Origin of the sequence: Bergeyella zoohelcum ATCC 43767 (genome assembly GCF_000301075.1) — a bacterium.
Taxonomy (GTDB): Bacteria; Bacteroidota; Bacteroidia; order Flavobacteriales; family Weeksellaceae; genus Bergeyella; species Bergeyella zoohelcum.
Genome location: NZ_JH932293.1, coordinates 1118806 through 1134434 on the forward strand (window position 1 = coordinate 1118806; position 15629 = coordinate 1134434).

Annotated in this window: 16 protein-coding genes; 12 read left to right on the top strand and 4 right to left on the bottom strand. The window is 36.1% G+C overall.

Features of this window, described 5'->3' with window-relative positions:
* The first annotated feature begins 6 nt into the window (after nt 1–6).
* The 7 genes from HMPREF9699_RS05130 to HMPREF9699_RS05160 all read left to right on the top strand — a co-directional run bounded on the left by HMPREF9699_RS05130 (nt 7) and on the right by HMPREF9699_RS05160 (nt 6960).
* Complete coding sequence (locus tag HMPREF9699_RS05130; RefSeq protein ID WP_002662975.1) at nt 7–1842, top strand: lysophospholipid acyltransferase family protein; 1836 nt, start codon at nt 7–9, stop codon at nt 1840–1842.
* Nucleotides 1843–2175: 333 nt separating this feature from the next.
* Nucleotides 2176–3237, top strand: coding sequence for a chorismate synthase (aroC, locus tag HMPREF9699_RS05135; protein ID WP_002662976.1), 1062 nt, complete (start codon nt 2176–2178; stop codon nt 3235–3237).
* A 7-nt stretch (nt 3238–3244) separates the two neighbouring features.
* Complete coding sequence (locus HMPREF9699_RS05140; protein ID WP_002662977.1) at nt 3245–3808, top strand: thioredoxin family protein; 564 nt, start codon at nt 3245–3247, stop codon at nt 3806–3808.
* Between the two features lie 9 nt (nt 3809–3817).
* Nucleotides 3818–4366, top strand: a complete 549-nt coding sequence (locus HMPREF9699_RS05145; RefSeq protein ID WP_002662978.1) for a TlpA family protein disulfide reductase — start codon at nt 3818–3820, stop codon at nt 4364–4366.
* Nucleotides 4367–4697: 331 nt separating this feature from the next.
* Complete coding sequence (locus HMPREF9699_RS05150; protein WP_034985649.1) at nt 4698–5879, top strand: thioredoxin family protein; 1182 nt, start codon at nt 4698–4700, stop codon at nt 5877–5879.
* 3 nt (nt 5880–5882) lie between these two features.
* Nucleotides 5883–6086 (top strand): hypothetical protein, encoded by a 204-nt coding sequence (locus tag HMPREF9699_RS05155; protein ID WP_002662980.1) that lies wholly within the window; start codon nt 5883–5885, stop codon nt 6084–6086.
* A 448-nt stretch (nt 6087–6534) separates the two neighbouring features.
* Nucleotides 6535–6960, top strand: a complete 426-nt coding sequence (locus HMPREF9699_RS05160) for an NUDIX domain-containing protein (protein ID WP_002662982.1) — start codon at nt 6535–6537, stop codon at nt 6958–6960.
* Here the strand turns inward: HMPREF9699_RS05160 and HMPREF9699_RS05165 are convergent.
* Nucleotides 6944–7645 (bottom strand): DUF4294 domain-containing protein, encoded by a 702-nt coding sequence (locus tag HMPREF9699_RS05165; RefSeq protein WP_002662983.1) that lies wholly within the window; start codon nt 7643–7645, stop codon nt 6944–6946. The two genes, HMPREF9699_RS05160 and HMPREF9699_RS05165, sit on opposite strands and share 17 nt — an antisense overlap.
* A 56-nt stretch (nt 7646–7701) precedes the next feature.
* Here HMPREF9699_RS05165 and HMPREF9699_RS05170 point away from each other — a divergent pair, with 56 nt between their 5' ends.
* The 3 genes from HMPREF9699_RS05170 to HMPREF9699_RS05180 are packed head-to-tail and all read left to right on the top strand — an operon-like array spanning nt 7702 to nt 9889.
* Nucleotides 7702–8781, top strand: coding sequence for a M42 family metallopeptidase (locus HMPREF9699_RS05170; RefSeq protein ID WP_002662985.1), 1080 nt, complete (start codon nt 7702–7704; stop codon nt 8779–8781).
* A gap of 12 nt (nt 8782–8793) precedes the next feature.
* Nucleotides 8794–9447, top strand: coding sequence for a ribulose-phosphate 3-epimerase (rpe, locus tag HMPREF9699_RS05175; RefSeq protein ID WP_002662987.1), 654 nt, complete (start codon nt 8794–8796; stop codon nt 9445–9447).
* A 4-nt stretch (nt 9448–9451) separates the two neighbouring features.
* A complete protein-coding gene (locus HMPREF9699_RS05180) occupies nt 9452–9889 on the top strand; it encodes a DUF4268 domain-containing protein (protein ID WP_002662989.1) in 438 nt (145 codons plus the stop codon).
* 61 nt (nt 9890–9950) lie between these two features.
* On the opposite strand, the gene HMPREF9699_RS05185 is transcribed toward HMPREF9699_RS05180, so the two are convergent.
* A complete protein-coding gene (locus tag HMPREF9699_RS05185; protein WP_002662991.1) occupies nt 9951–10604 on the bottom strand; it encodes a porin family protein in 654 nt (217 codons plus the stop codon).
* Nucleotides 10605–10789: 185 nt separating this feature from the next.
* Nucleotides 10790–11392: a porin family protein gene (locus HMPREF9699_RS05190; RefSeq protein ID WP_002662992.1), complete on the bottom strand. Its 603-nt coding sequence runs from the start codon at nt 11390–11392 to the stop codon at nt 10790–10792.
* 210 nt (nt 11393–11602) lie between these two features.
* On the opposite strand from HMPREF9699_RS05190, the gene HMPREF9699_RS05195 reads away from it, so the two are divergent.
* Both HMPREF9699_RS05195 and HMPREF9699_RS05200 read left to right on the top strand, forming a co-directional pair.
* Nucleotides 11603–12424, top strand: coding sequence for a helix-turn-helix domain-containing protein (locus HMPREF9699_RS05195; RefSeq protein ID WP_002662993.1), 822 nt, complete (start codon nt 11603–11605; stop codon nt 12422–12424).
* Nucleotides 12425–12637: 213 nt separating this feature from the next.
* On the top strand, nt 12638–13240 hold the full coding sequence (locus HMPREF9699_RS05200) for a DUF417 family protein (protein ID WP_002662995.1): 603 nt from the start codon (nt 12638–12640) through the stop codon (nt 13238–13240).
* A 75-nt stretch (nt 13241–13315) separates the two neighbouring features.
* Here the strand turns inward: HMPREF9699_RS05200 and HMPREF9699_RS05205 are convergent, their stop codons facing one another.
* Nucleotides 13316–15427 carry a type IA DNA topoisomerase gene (locus HMPREF9699_RS05205; protein WP_002662996.1) on the bottom strand — a complete coding sequence of 704 codons (2112 nt, stop codon included), beginning with the start codon at nt 15425–15427 and terminating at the stop codon, nt 13316–13318.
* Between the last annotated feature and the right edge of the window lie 202 nt (nt 15428–15629).

Genomic DNA, 15629 nt, shown 5'->3' on the forward strand with positions numbered 1-15629 from the left:
AATACCATGAGTTTAATTTCAAAGAAAGATTTCATCTCCGCTGCAGGACTCTCCAAGATAGGTTTCCTAAAGCAGCCAGTGGCTTCGGCATTGATGAAAATCACAAAATTAGATAAAGTAAATCACCTCTATGATAAACTCAAAGATAAATCTGGAAAGGCATTTTTTGATGGATTCGTAGAGGAAAGAGATTTACAATATATTGTTTTTGAAGAAGATTTAGCTAAAATCCCTAAACAAGGCCCTTTTATATTAATTGCGAATCATCCTCTGGGAGCGATAGACGGAATCCTGATGACTAAAATTCTCACAGAGATTCGTCCAGATTTTAAGGTAATGGGAAATTTTCTTTTGTCCAAAATAAAACCCATGTCGCCTTTTGTGATTTCCGTAAATCCTTTTGAAAATAGAAAGGAGGTATTTAATAGTATGCAGGGCATGCGGGAAACGCTTAGACATCTTCAGGAGGGGGGATGTGTGGGGATTTTTCCAGCAGGTGAGGTGAGTAATAGGAATAATCCGCTTGGTGCAGTGGAAGATAAGGTATGGGAAGAGCCTGTGATGAAGCTCATTAAAAAAGCAAAAGTTCCTGTAGTGCCTATGTATTTTCATGCAAAAAATAGCAAGTTGTTTTATCAGGCAGCGAAGCTCAGCCCTTCTCTACAAACGCTGCTTCTCCCTTCTGAAATGATGGCCAAAAGGGATAGCCCCATCCGAGTGAGAATAGGGAAACCTGTTTCTGTAAAGACCATTGCAGAGCAAGAGACAATATCAGAACTTACAGATTACCTCAGGAATAGAGTCTATATGATGAAGTCCTACTATGAAAAAAGAAAATCTATTCCTCAGATGCTGAATCTTTCTAATCTTGTATTAAAATTTCCTATTTCACTCAAAGGAGAAACGGTGGCTCAGAATATCATAGATGAAACTCCAAAGGCTGATTTATTGCAAGATATTAATAAACTCAGAAATACAGATAAGCATTTCTTTTCTAATGGTAATTATGAAGTGTATTTTGCTGCCTATCATGATATTCCTTCTGTAATGAGAGAGATCGGTAGGCAAAGAGAGCTTACATTTAGAGCCATAGGGGAGGGGACCAATTTACCTTTTGATTTAGATGAGTATGACCAGTACTATCATCATCTTTTCCTTTGGGATGCCGAAGCAGAGAAGCTGGCAGGGGCTTACCGTATGGGGCTGGGGAAAGAGATTATGAAGCAAAGAGGACTAGAGGGCTTCTATACGCAGTCGCTTTTTGAGTTTGACCAAGAGCTACATCCTTTCTTTAGAAAAGTGATAGAAATGGGGAGGGCATATATCACTGAAGAATATCAGCAAAAGCCATTACCTCTTTTCCTGCTTTGGAGGGGCATAGTCCATGTATGTCTTAGAAACCCAGACCATAAATTCCTGATGGGGGGAGTAAGTATATCAGATAAATTCTCAGATTTTTCTAAATCTATGATTATAGAATTTATGCGTTCTCATTATTATGATTCTGCGGTAGCCCAATATGTTCATCCGAAGAAAGAGTTTAAAGTAAAACTTCGGGAGCAGGATAGAAATATGATTATGGAAGAGATGAATGCAGATCTTAATAAGCTAGATAAATTCATTGATGATTTAGAACCTGAGTTGCGACTACCCGTGCTTCTGAAAAAATACATTAAGCAAAATGCCAAGATGATTGCATTTAATGTAGATCCTAATTTTAATGATGCTATAGATGGGCTCATGTACATTAGAATTAGTGATTTGCCAGAATCTACCATTAAGCCCGTTTTAGAAGAAATGAGTAATCAGCTCAGGGAAAATGATAGTATTTACAGTGTATAGTGATTCCCCTCCTTTTAAAGCGAGGGGAATTATATTGGGCAAAATTGGTATTGACTTTTTACCTTGCTTAGATTTCTTGAGTCTTAATAAAATATCAAAGCACTAAAAACATATTTGCTATGAAAATATTATAAGTAGGAAGCTATACGCCAATAGTCATTGTACTTTGTACTAATTTCTAATCTCTAACTTCTAATTTCTAACATCATAATACTTTGCTATAGGCAGTAAGCAGTAGGCAATAAGCTTTTAGCGGTTGGGAATGGCTTTAAACTTTCTAATCTCTAACTTCTAATTCCTAAATATTTCGTTTATCTTTACTAAATTTGCATTATGTTTCAATTGGGGGCTTTTTTATCTTTACATTCATTTGGCGAAAGTCATGGCAATGCTATAGGTGGGGTAGTATCTAATTTTCCAGCAGGTATTTCCATTGATTTAAATGAAATTCAAAACGCCCTTGATAGGAGGAGACCAGGGCAATCTTCCATTGTTACCCAAAGAAAAGAATCAGATATTGTACAGTTGCTTTCTGGCGTGTATGACGGGGTGTCTACGGGGCAACCCATTGGTTTTTTAATTCCTAATGAAAATACTAAATCCAAAGATTATGATCATATAGAAAAAGCATTTCGTCCCAGTCATGCAGATTTTACTTACCAGCAAAAATTTGGTATTCGTGATCACAGAGGAGGCGGACGGTCTTCGGCGAGAGAAACCGCTAATTGGGTAGTGGCAGGAGCTTTGGCGAAGCATATTTTACCACAGGAAGTGAAAATTCATGCCTTTGTATCTTCGGTAGGAGATATTCATTGTCCAGAGGAATATACGGCAATGGATTTAGCGAATATAGAAGCTACAGCAGTCCGATGTCCTCATTTGGAAACGGCAGAAAAGATGATTCAGCACATCAAAGAAGTAAAGAAAAAAGGAGATACCATAGGAGGAGTGATTACAGGGGTTATTCAAAATCTTCCTGTGGGTATAGGTGAGCCTATTTTTGGGAAACTTCAGGCACAGTTAGCACATGCCATGATGAGTATTAATGCGGCTAAAGGCTTTGAATATGGCAGTGGCTTTGCAGGTACGGCCATGCTCGGTTCCGAACATAATGACGCCTGGAATTCAGATTTTAGTACGAAAACCAATTATTCTGGCGGTATCCAAGGAGGTATTTCTAATGGCATGGATGTTTATTTTCGTGTGGCATTTAAGCCTGTAGCTACCTTATTACAAAAACAAGAAAGTTATGATATCCATGGACGGCCTATCCTTTTAGAAGGCAAAGGTAGGCATGATCCTTGTGTGCTTCCTCGGGCAGTTCCCATTGTAGAGGCACTTGCTCAGTTTATCATTGCCGATTTATTTTTAATCCATACATTAAGAAAAATATAATATAGATATGAACTTAGAGAAATTTTGGAACGAAGGGCTTACCTTCCAAGAATATGTAGATTTAGCAAAAGGTAAAGCTGAAAATACCCCTGAGAGTGATGATTATGCGAAGTACTATGTTCTCGGCTGGCAGCGTATTCAGCGTACCATGAAAACCATAAAGTCTCTTCCAGAGCTACAAGAAAAAGTGAAGAATAAAGATTTTAAGCTTCTCATCATCTCTGAACCTTGGTGTGGAGATGCCAGTACCACTGTTCCTGCTGTGGCTACTTTCTTCGGAGAAATGAATATTCCTGTAAAAATTTTCCTCCGTGATACCGATACCGATTTGATAGACCAATTCCTTACGGATGGTACGCGTTCTATTCCGAAAGTATTGGTACTCAATGCAGCCAATGAAGTACAGTCCGTTTGGGGGCCAAGACCAGCGTACGGGCTTGACCTTTTGAAAAAATTTAAACAAGACCCTGAAGCGTACCCCAGAGAAGAATTTTATAATGATTTACAGGTGTATTATGCCAAAAATAAAGGTAAAGATGCCATTGAGGAAATTATTCATCTCATTTCTTAATATAGCAAAATGAAAAAAGGTCAAAATATTATTTTCATCGTTCTCACGGTGGTCATAGTGGGGATGCTTTTTATTCCAGGGGTAAAAAGTTTTATACAAGAAATGATATTTCCCATAAAGAAGATAGAAAATGCCACTACTCTTAGTGATAAAGCATATCAAGTAGAGCTCAAAGGAATCAATACCTCGAATGCAAATCTTGCGGACTTTAAAGGTAAGAAACCGCTTTTTCTTAATTTTTGGGGAACATGGTGTGCCCCTTGTCGCGAAGAGTGGCCGAGTATCCAAAAGCTATATGATGAAAAGAAAGGAGAAATGGATTTTGTACTCATCGCTATGATGGATAAAGAAGAAGCAGTGAGAAAATATTTGGAGGAGAATCAATTTACGGTTCCTGTATATCTAGCTGAATCTCCATTAGATGAGTCTATACTTCCAAAATCTTTTCCGACCACTTTCGTTTTAAGCAAAGAGGGAAGAATTGTATTGAAAGAAACCGCTACCAGAGATTGGCATAGTGAATCCGCCCTGAATATCCTGAACCAGATGGGAAATTAGTAAAAGTAAAAGCATCATAAAGCGAAAAAGATTACCTAAAAAAGGTAATCTTTTTCAATTTTTCTCATCATTTGTACAGTTCACTAGTACAACGAAGTATATGCTAATATCGTGCCAAAAAAGATGAATTAACTTGTTTTTTGATAAAAAGTTGCGTTTTTTTCTTTGTAGCAGTTGTTTTTAACTGTTTGATAATTTTTAAGTGTGTTTTTAACGAATGTGGTATTTGATTTTTAGACATTATGTCACAGTGTCATTGTGTCACTGTCATGTAGTGTCATTGTACCTTGCACATTATTTTCTTACTTTTGTCATCATAATCGTAAAAATCATGTACAGAAAAATAGCAATTGGGTTGTTTTCCACTTTTTTAGTATCTAGTGCTTTTGCACAAGGAATTAAATTTGAAAAAGGAAGTCTTCAATCTCTTATTGATAAAGCAAAAACAGAAAAAAAACTTCTTTTCATTGATGCAATGGCAGATTGGTGTGGACCATGTAAACTCATGGATAAAAATATTTTTTCCAAGACCGAAGTGGGAAATTTCTATAACGCCAATTTTATCAATGCTAAATTTGATATGCAAAAGGATGCTGTAGGTAGAGAAATTGCACAAAAATTTAATGTCTATTCTTTTCCTACCTTTTTGTTTATTAATGGTGAAGGGCAGTTGGTGGTAGAGAATAAAGGGTATATGGACGAAAAATCTTTCCTTCAGCTAGGAAAAGAGGCCGCAAATGCCACTACCATTTTAGCAGAAGTGAAAGATAAATTTCTCAAAGGAGATCATAGTCCAGAAGTACTCGCTACGGTGATTAGAACTTATACCCAATCAGACATGGAGCTGGCAAAAAAAGCTTCTGAAATTTATTTTGATAAGAAGAAAGATGCCACACTTTCACAGGAGGAAGTAGGGTTTTTATTGTCTTTTCTTCGTTCTACGGAAGATAAACACTATGCTTATTTTAAAAAATACCGTACTGAAATAGAGAAATATGTGAATCCTGAAATGGTGAAAAATTTTGATAATCAACTTCAGCTGGTAGATATTTGGAAACAAAGTTTAAATGTAGAAAAGAAAACGGTAAACGATGCAAAGTTTATGGCTCTGGCTACTCCTCTTTTTGGGGAGATGATGGCAAAAAACCTGCTTAATCAATATAAATTAGGTTATTATGAAACTTCGAGGCAATTTACCAAGTATGAAAAAATAGCGAACGAACTTTTTGCTAACGAGGAGAAAATCAATGCTAACGAAGGACTAAAAGCAGCATGGAATATTGCCGAACAATCTACAGATAAGAAAATTATTAAAGCAGCTTCGGTATGGGTAGAAAAACAAGTGATGGGATATGAGACTTCTTATAATACATTTGTTTTGAGTAAATTATACCATAAGTTAGGTAAAAAGGCAGAGGCAATAATGTTTGCAGAATCGGCAGTACGATTGGCAGAACAGGAAGGGCAAGATAGCAGTGCGATGAAACAATTTCTTGAATCATTAAAAAAATAAACCGTGAAGCAGTTAAAAAGTCCAAAATTATGGATAGGAAGCCTGATAGCTTTTATCATTGTTTTTCTGATGAGCTATCTGGGGAATAGTCAGGAGGATCGTTTAGAGAGAGCATTAATGGTTGCTGCTGGTGGTGCCATAGGAATGTTCTTTGGTTTACTTTTTCTAGGAAATACTAAAGACCAATTTCCTGATAAATTTGATTAATGGTATTTTCTACATGATTTCCCGTATTCCAATGGTTATTTAATCTCACGCATTAATTTTCGTAGTACTATTTATAGGGAAAAATAGGTTTATTAGTATTAACTTGTGGCAAATGGAATCTTTACTAAAACAGAATGTTTAATTCCTCTTTTTTCTTTTTAGGTAAATATTGGATAGTTTCTTATTAGCAATGCTGAGCAATTATTTAGCAGTGAGTTTTACTGTTTTATTTTTAAACTATAAAGAGGCTTTAGGTTTTGTACCACGAGAAATAGTAATTACTTATTTATCTTCAAACCAATGAAGATGGCTTCAAAAAATGGTATTGTTAAATATATATAGTTGTTGATAAAATTGGATTGTTTTATTTTGCTGATTATCATTGATTTGAAAATTCAAATATTTCTGATAAATATACTAAATCAACAATACCCCAAAAATCACTTTTATGAAAAATATACCCCATCAGTTTTCCATTAGAGTGTATGGCTGTGCCGTGAAAGATAGTCATGTTTTGGTTTCTCATGAACATTATCAAGGGAGTTATTTTACCAAATTTCCTGGAGGTGGAGTAGAATTCGGGGAGGGGCTTCATGATGCACTCATCAGAGAGTGGAAAGAAGAAATGGGCTTAGATATTTCTATCCAAGCCCACTTTTATACGCAAGATTTTTTTCAATCTTCTGCTTTTGACGCGACCGTTCAAATTGTTACTGTGTATTATTTAGTAGATATTCTTAATGAAAAACAGTTGGAAATATTAGACCATAGGCTTCAAGAAGTTAGATGGTTACCTATTTCATCAGAAAACCCTATGACTTTCCCTGTGGATCAACTGGTTCTTGAGAAGCTAAAATCTACTTTTTTACTTTAAATTCAGATGCTCCTTCGTAAGGAACTAAGTTCCCATTGTTCCAGTGCGTTTGTAGTAGAGATTCTATGAATTCATCCGTTCTGTCTTCCTTTGGATTGTAAGGGGTTTTAATGTCTACTTCGGCAATGTTTCCCTTCACATTCCACCAAAAAGCACTCCAGCCTCCTCTGAGTTCTTTAATGATTTGATACACCGTTTTTCCAGTAGCTCTGCTCATGAGTTTAGCAAAGACACGCCCTTCCGTGGTAGTAAGATTTCTTAATTTAGTTTCGTACTCTGTAGCCAGCTCACTTTGTTTTTTTCGGGCATAGGCTCTCTGTGCTTTTCTATCAAGATTTTCTAATTCTTCCTGAATGTCTTGATATTGTTCTAAAGCCGTTAAGAATAACGGATATACACGCACCAATCGTTTGTTAATGAAAAAATAATAATTTCGGTCTAAAGGGTTGTTAAAAATAGGATTTTTTCTGAGAACAATTTCGTCTAAAACCAATACCGTTTCTCCATTGATTTCATAAATTTTGGCTTTTTTCTTTTCGTCATAATAGTATTTTTGCCCGAATTCATCCGTTTTAATCCGTGTAGGATTTACCTTTGAAAGGGGCGTGATGTGAATGGTGTCTTGGGAAAAGAGCCAAGAGGAAAAAAAAAATCCCAAGAATAATAAAAATTTATAGGGTTTCATTATGACTAATTCAATTTTTTTATGGAATTTTGACCATCAAAAACCATTCCTTTTTTATGAAATATACAAAAAACAATTTAGCATTTTTAGAAAATTACCTTAATGTAGCTTCTCCTACAGGTAATGAAAAAGCAGGGCAAAAAATATGGATGGACTATATCCGCCCTTTCGTAGATGAAGTGAGGTATGATGCCTATGGTACTTGCTATGGGGTGATAAATCCAGAAGCAGAGTTTAAAGTAGTCATTGAAGCACATGCAGATGAAATTTCTTGGTATGTAAATTATATTACCGATGATGGGCTGATTTATGTGATAAGAAATGGAGGTTCTGATCATCTTATTGCCCCTTCTAAAGTGGTGCATATTCATGGCGAAAAGGGAATAGTGAAAGGCGTCTTTGGTTGGCCAGCAATTCATACTAGAATAGGAGCAGAGAAAGAAACCACTCCTAAATTGGACAATATTTTTATTGATTGTGGAGCAACTTCCAAAGAAGAGGTGCTCAATTTAGGGATAGATGTAGGCTGTATGATTACTTATCCTGATGAGTTTTTTGAACTGAATGATAAATATTTTGTTTGTAGAGCTTTAGATAATAGAATAGGTGGTTTCATGATTGCTGAAGTGGCAAGAAAACTCCATGAAAATAATGTGAAATTACCTTTCGGGCTTTATATTACTAATTCCGTTCAGGAAGAAGTGGGACTTTACGGTGCAGATATGATAGCAGATACTATAAAACCGAATATCGCTATTATTACGGATGTTACCCATGATACTACCACACCTATGATTGATAAAAAGAAAGAAGGCGACCAAAAATGTGGAGATGGTCCTGTGGTATTTTTCGCACCAAGTGTTCATCATAATATCCGTGAAACCATCATATCTGCTGCCAAAGAGAAGAACATTCCTTATCAGAGAGCGGCAGCTAGCAGAGCTACGGGAACAGACACGGATGTTTTTGCCCATAGTAATGGTGGCGTTCCTAGTGCATTAATTTCTTTACCATTAAGATACATGCACACTACTGTGGAAATGGTGGCGAAGGAAGATGTGAAAAATGTCATTGAACTGATTTATGCCACGCTTCTAAAACTTTCACCAGAAATGAAATTGAATTATTTTGATTAAAAACAAATAACGATGAGTAAAATAAAAATGATTGCACCGTCTCTACTTTCGGCGGACTTTGGGAATTTACAGAGAGACATAGAAATGCTCAACCATAGCGAGGCAGACTGGCTTCATGTAGATGTAATGGACGGGAGATTCGTGCCTAATATCTCTTTCGGGTTTCCTGTGATGAAAACCATTAAACAGCATTCAAAAAAGTTTATAGATGTACACCTCATGATTGTAGAGCCTGAAAAATATGTAGAAGAGTTCATCCATCAGGGAGCAGATTTGGTATCGGTACATTATGAGGCATGTACGCATCTTCACAGAACGGTGAAGCAAATTCAAGATAAAGGAGCAAAAGCAGGAGTAGTGCTCAATCCTTCCACTCCCGTTTGGTGCTTAGAGGATATCATAAATGATGTGGATTTAGTCCTTTTAATGAGTGTTAACCCTGGGTTTGGCGGACAAAAATTTATAGAAAATACCTATAAAAAAGTAGCAGAGACTAAAGAAATGATTTTAAGTGCCAATGCTACAGCACTTATTCAAGTGGATGGAGGGGTGAATACAGAAAATGCAGCACAGCTTTTTGAAGCAGGAGCAGATGTCTTAGTGGCGGGGAATGCCGTTTTTGCAAGTGAAAATCCTCAGCGAACCATTGAACAGATGAAATTATAATCGGATGTTTTCAAAAGCAGAAGCAGCACAGCTCAAAAAGGAATTTTGGACTGCCTTTGGAAAAAGTTTTCCAAGGAAGTGGCTATTGTATAATACTAAAATTAAAGACTTTTCTTTTAAGTTTTATGTAGATAATCGTTCTGCAGGTGTTTTCTTAGATATAGAAATGAGTGATGCACAGCTCAGAGCATTGTATTTTGAAAAAATCGATACGCTGAGTGCATTACTAGAGGAGCATTTAGGAGCATATACGGTGCTAAAAGATCATGTTTTAGAAAACGGAAAAATGATTCATCGGTTTTCTGTAATGAAATATGATGTTTCCGTTTTTAACAAAGCAAGCTGGCAGTCTATTTTTGAATTCTTTGTAGAAAAAATGACGGCTTTTGAAACCTTCTTTTGGGAATATGAAGATTATATCAAGGCAATAGAAGCGTATTAGTACCATAAAAAAGAGGCTATCTCACTATGGATAGCCTCTTTTGTTATCTTTAATTATGAAATTAAAAGCTGTATGAAAGTCCAAGCTGGATTACACTATTCTTATTAGAACCACCTGATTTTTTAGTAGAATCTGTAATTCCTGCTACATATCTTGCATTTACCCCGAATGTATTGGTGATATTTACTCCTGCACCTATTGCCACTCCGAAATTCATAGAATTAAGGTTTTCCTTTTTAAATGTTTCTTTAAAATGGTTAATAGCATCATCCACTTCAGTAGCCACATTTCCATTAGAAATAGAAGTTTTTACATTAGAAGTAATTAGGTAGCTGAACTCTGGTCCCGCTTCTACATAGAGTAAAGAAGGAACGATGTGGTACTGTACCATTACAGGAACAGAAATGTAGTCTAAGTTCATGGTATTTTCCACTTTAGGTAATTCTATTCCTGGGATAATATTATTAAAACCAGATAAGTTAAGAGTAGTTTTTGCACCTAATTTGTTGTACATGATTTCGGGCTGGATGCTGAGTGCTGCACCCACAGGGATATTCACGAATGCTCCTGCATTAAAGCCTATTTTTGCTTTGGTTTCTTTCAATGCACCATCAGAGGAGAGGTTAGAAAGGTTAGCCCCTGCTTTAATTCCGAATTTTTGTCCGAATGCCACTGAACTTGCTACAACGGTCATTCCTAAAATGATTTTCTTCATAGTTGTGAATAATTAATTTGTTTCTTATTTGTTATTTATTTTGTTTTAAAAGAGTAGTTTAGTACATTGGACTACCAGAAAAATAATTTTCTTGTAAAACAAATATAAGGAAATTATTTATCATACAAAAAAGACTGCCCGAAGACAGTCTTTACACAAACTATGAAAAGGATTCTGTTAGGTGATTAAAATTTGAATGAAGCACCGAACTGTATATTGTTTACTTTATTTTTACCTTCTCCAGTTTTGGTAATATCATTAAAACCAGCTACATATTTAGCATTAATACCGAAATTGGGTGTGATATTAAATCCAGCCCCGATACCCATACCGAAGTTCACGGCATTGAAATTATCTTTGTTTAGTTCTTTTACCAAAGAAGCCCCAGAAGATGAAGTATCTAATTTAGTAGTAGATTTAGCATTTACCAAAAAGTTTACCTCTGGTCCTGCCTCCATATAAAATTCAGGAACGAAATTGTACTGAATCATTACAGGAACAGTGATATAATTAAGGCTAAGATTACTTTCTCCTTTTATACTTTGGGTAAATTGATAAGTGGTTTTAGACCCTACATTGTTATACAATACTTCTGGTTGGATGCTGAAGTTTTCTGCTACTGGAAGATTCATAAAAACCCCTGCATAGTAGCCCATTTTTCCTTTAGATTCAGAGATGCTTCCATCTGCTGAAAGATTAGAGAAGTTACCACCTGCTTTTACACCAAACTGTTGTCCGAATGCCATTGAGCCTGCTGCAATGGCCATTCCTAAAAATATTTTCTTCATAATGTTAATTTTAAAAATCAAATTTTATTTTGACCATCAATCATTTTTCAAATGCCATGCCAAAAAAATAATTTTTCCGTTCGTAATCATTAAAATAGTTAGTGTAATAATATAAATATTGGAATATTATAAATAAACAAGAATATTCTGAAAGAAAATGATAATGATGCAGGAAAAGAGCTATTATGAATAATTTCGTAAATTTATCCGATGGAAAAATTGTGTTCAGTAAAGCGGGTAAGCAGTGATTTTTTTGCCACTGATTTTAGTGATGAATGCTATCACATTATTTTACTCAAAGGGCGTGGTAAGATTTTCATAGACCTCGTAGAGTATGATTTTTCTGAGTACACCATACTTTTTACCGCGCCGTATCAGAATTTTAAAATCATCACTCCGTCTTCTTTTGAGGTGGTATGGGCTAGTTTTCATGGAGATTTTTATTGCATTGAGTACCATAAAAAGGAAGTGGCGTGTAATGGCTTACTGTTTAATAATATTTATCTCTTCCCGCATTTTAATTTAGAAAAAGAAGTATTGGAGGAGATAGAGGGGATTTTAGATAAAATTTCTGCATTAGAAATCTCAGAACCGTATGCAGATGCGGTGATGAAATCTTATCTTCAGGTGGTTTTAGCTCTGTCTAGCAAGAAGAAAAACCAGCTACTGGATGCACAAAACCTGAACGAGGATTTTCATGAGGTAAAAAGATTCCAAAATCTGGTAGAGCAGTACTTTATTCAGGAGAGAAGTCCCTCTTTTTATGCTGAAAAACTTCATATTTCTCCTAACGCACTGAGCAAAAAGATAAAAAGAGAGTTTGCCAAAACGCCATCGCAAATTATTCAGGAGCGTGTAATTTTAGAAGCGAAAAAACAAATTCATCTTACCCGAAAGAGCATTAAAGAAATAGCTGCAGAGCTTCATTTTGATGATGAATTGTATTTCAGTAAATATTTTAAAAAACATACTCAGGTATCTCCAAGCCAATTCCGAGATGCAGTAGGGATTTCTATAGTAGCAGATCAGTAATTTCATTATTTTTTATGAAATTATCTGAACGGATGAGCTAAGAATAGCCATGTTTTGGGTGCTTTGCCAAAGTATTTTGAAAAAAATCTTTGTACTTTATACTTATTACATAGTACAATCAGAGAAGGTGCTTCCATTTTTTTCCATTGGTAAGCCTTATTTTTCCATTCTGTGATTCAAATGATTGAACTAAATTTGTCCAAATTTATTTTTATGAGAGCATTATTAGAGTTTTTAGCAAATTCACAGAGGAGTTTTATCCACTTTGTGAGAATAGGGATTTTTATAGTGATGGCTTGGATAGGCGGTCTGAAAGCATTTCAGTATGAGGCAGATGGTATAGTGCCCTTTGTTACCAATTCTCCTTTTATGAGCTTTTTCTATCATAATTCTGGGAAAATGGCAGTGAATGACGAAGGTAAAGAAGTACCGGAATATACTTTACACAAAAACCCTGAGGGGAAAATGGTGCAGAAAAACATAGATTGGCACCAAGAGAACGGTACTTATCCTTTTTCTTACGGTTTAGGTACGGTGATTTGTATCATCGGATTGCTCACACTGTTAGGGATTTGGTATCCTAAAATTGGACTTTGGGGCGGGTTGCTCACTTTTGGGATGTCCATCGTAACGCTTTCTTTTTTAATTACTACACCAGAGGTGTATGTCCCAAATTTAGGAGGAGATTTACCTACGCCTCGTTTTGGGTTTCCGTATCTTTCAGGAGCGGGTAGGCTGGTGCTGAAAGATATTATTATGATGGGCGGTGGTTTAGTGGCTGCGGGAGACTGTGCCAGAAGGCTTTTAAATAAGTAGTATCACTAATGTTTTGATTTTATGGCAGACCCCCTTTCAGTGTTTCAAAAGCTGAGAGGGGGTCGTTTTTCGGTGTTATTCTGTACCTATGCTGTAATCATTATTCATGAGGAGACGGGCGGTATTTTTATCTTCAGGAAGCCCTACTAAGCCTTTGATGATGGTGGTTTTTCCTTTGATGAGTAAGTCTATGACTTGTTTTTCGGTGAGTTTTTTACCAAAAATTTCAAAAGGAATGGTGAAATTACATTCATTATAATGGCTACATCCATAGGCTTTTTTTCCTTTTATGATGCCTTGTTTTTTACATTTCGGACATTCTATTTCAGAAAAATGGATTGCTTTTTTTTCTTTTTTAGCAGATGAAGATGGTGTTTTCTGTGTTTTTTCTGGTAAAATTTCCACTGATTTGCCCTTGCTATTAATGACTTTTTGAGTCAAATCTTTCACCATTTCTATCAGCTCGTTTTTAAATACTTGGGCATCGTATTCTCCTCGTTCTATTTTTCTTAGCTTATACTCCCACTCTCCTGTAAGTTCAGGGCTTTTTAGGAGTTCATCATCAATGGTATTAATAAGGCTGATACCTGTAGGCGTAGCAATGATATTTTTCCTTTTTTTCTCTATATATTTTCTTTTGTACAGTGTTTCTATGATATTAGCACGGGTAGATGGTCTTCCTATTCCGTTATTTTTCAGGCTTTCACGGAGTTCTTCGTCTTCTATTTGTCGTCCAGCGGTTTCCATTGCACGGAGTAGGGTAGCCTCTGTATAATGTTTAGGTGGTGTAGTCTTTCCATGGTGGATATGAGGCGCATGTACTCCTTTTTCTCCCAGTTCAAAAAGTGGAATTTCTTTTTCTTCAGCATCATGGGGCTCTGCATCATTTTTCTTTTTATCCGAAGCATAGACGGCACGCCAGCCCATTTCCAAAATTTGTTTTCCACTGGTTTTAAAAGGAACAGTTCCTACTATGGCTTCTACCAAGGTATTTGAAATCTTACATTCTGGATAGAACACAGCGATGAATCTTCTGGCAATGAGATCATAGATTCTTTTTTCATCAGTGCTGATTTGGGAAGTAGGGATGATTTCCGTAGGGATGATGGCATGGTGATCCGTTACCTTCGTATCATCAAAAACTTGTTTGGTTTTAGGAATGGGTTTTTCTAAAAGAGGTGCAATGAGCGTTTGGTAAGGCGTCATCTTACTGAGAATTCCTTCTATTTTAGGATATAGATTTTCAGAAAGGTAAGTGGTATCTACTCTGGGATAGGTAACATTTTTTTTCTCATATAGGCTTTGGACCAAATTCAGCGTTTGTTCTGCCGAGTAGCCGTATTTTTTATTGGCTTCTACTTGAAGAGCCGTAAGGTCAAAAAGTCTAGGGTTTTTCTCTTTTCCTTCTTTAATTTCAAAAGAAGTGATTTCTAACGGATGTTTTTTCAGATATTCCAAGCCACTATGTGCCCTTTCTTCCGTTTTTATTCTATCAATATCTGCGGTGAAGACGGTATCTCTATAAGTGGTTTTGAGTTCCCAGTAAGCTTCTACTACGAAACTATCTATTTCCTTCCATCTTTTCACCAGCATTGCCAGTGTAGGGGTTTGTACTCTTCCTATAGAGAGTACGGCTTTATTAGCCCCGTATTTTTTAGTGAAAAGTCGGGTAGCATTAATGCCCAAAAGCCAGTCGCCCACGGCTCTTGCATTACCTGCCAAGTAGAGATTATGGTAGTTTTCTTGAGGTTTTAGTTGCTCAAATCCTTCCAATATGGCATCTTCAGTAAGGGAAGAAATCCAAAGTCTTTTTACGGGTTTTGTATTTTTTGCTTTTTGGAGTACCCACCTTTGGATAAGTTCTCCTTCTTGTCCAGCATCCCCACAGTTAATGATTTCTTCACATTCTTCTACTAATTTTCGGATGGTTTCGAACTGATTTTTAACACCTTGATTTTCGATAAGTTTAATACCAAAAGCATTGGGAATGATGGGAAGGCTGAAAAGGTTCCATTGTTTTAGAGAAGGTTCATAGTCTTGCGGTTCTTTTAGTGTGCATAGATGCCCGAAAGTCCATGTTACGCAGTACCCATTGCCTTCCATATAGCCTTGTTTAGCAGTAGTAGCTCCTAAAACTTTGGCAATATCTCTGGCAACACTGGGTTTTTCGGCAATGCATAATTTCATATTCGGACATAATAGTAGAAACGCAAAAGTACAAAAAAGTAGAGGAAAATGGAGATAGTATTAATTGTTTATATTAAACATATATTTACTCCCTAAGTGCAATTTTTTATGCCACGAATTTATAAAGGGATATATTCAACCTACGAAGGTAACTTTTGCGGATTTCAATTACTTCACTACAACAAAAGCGAATACCATAGCA

Excerpts from the sequence above, each read along its gene's own strand:
- HMPREF9699_RS05180 (WP_002662989.1), top strand. The coding sequence starts at position 9,452 with ATGTTTTCAAAAGCAGAAGCAGCACAGCTCAAAAAGGAATTTTGGACT.
- HMPREF9699_RS05170 (WP_002662985.1), top strand. The coding sequence starts at position 7,702 with ATGAAATATACAAAAAACAATTTAGCATTTTTAGAAAATTACCTTAAT.
- HMPREF9699_RS05160 (WP_002662982.1), top strand. The coding sequence starts at position 6,535 with ATGAAAAATATACCCCATCAGTTTTCCATTAGAGTGTATGGCTGTGCC.
- HMPREF9699_RS05190 (WP_002662992.1), bottom strand. The coding sequence starts at position 11,392 with ATGAAGAAAATATTTTTAGGAATGGCCATTGCAGCAGGCTCAATGGCA.
- HMPREF9699_RS05140 (WP_002662977.1), top strand. The coding sequence starts at position 3,245 with ATGAACTTAGAGAAATTTTGGAACGAAGGGCTTACCTTCCAAGAATAT.
- aroC (WP_002662976.1), top strand. The coding sequence starts at position 2,176 with ATGTTTCAATTGGGGGCTTTTTTATCTTTACATTCATTTGGCGAAAGT.
- rpe (WP_002662987.1), top strand. The coding sequence starts at position 8,794 with ATGAGTAAAATAAAAATGATTGCACCGTCTCTACTTTCGGCGGACTTT.
- HMPREF9699_RS05185 (WP_002662991.1), bottom strand. The coding sequence starts at position 10,604 with ATGAAGAAAATCATTTTAGGAATGACCGTTGTAGCAAGTTCAGTGGCA.
- HMPREF9699_RS05200 (WP_002662995.1), top strand. The coding sequence starts at position 12,638 with ATGAGAGCATTATTAGAGTTTTTAGCAAATTCACAGAGGAGTTTTATC.
- HMPREF9699_RS05165 (WP_002662983.1), bottom strand. The coding sequence starts at position 7,645 with ATGAAACCCTATAAATTTTTATTATTCTTGGGATTTTTTTTTTCCTCT.
- HMPREF9699_RS05205 (WP_002662996.1), bottom strand. The coding sequence starts at position 15,427 with ATGAAATTATGCATTGCCGAAAAACCCAGTGTTGCCAGAGATATTGCC.
- HMPREF9699_RS05145 (WP_002662978.1), top strand. The coding sequence starts at position 3,818 with ATGAAAAAAGGTCAAAATATTATTTTCATCGTTCTCACGGTGGTCATA.
- HMPREF9699_RS05195 (WP_002662993.1), top strand. The coding sequence starts at position 11,603 with ATGGAAAAATTGTGTTCAGTAAAGCGGGTAAGCAGTGATTTTTTTGCC.
- HMPREF9699_RS05130 (WP_002662975.1), top strand. The coding sequence starts at position 7 with ATGAGTTTAATTTCAAAGAAAGATTTCATCTCCGCTGCAGGACTCTCC.
- HMPREF9699_RS05150 (WP_034985649.1), top strand. The coding sequence starts at position 4,698 with ATGTACAGAAAAATAGCAATTGGGTTGTTTTCCACTTTTTTAGTATCT.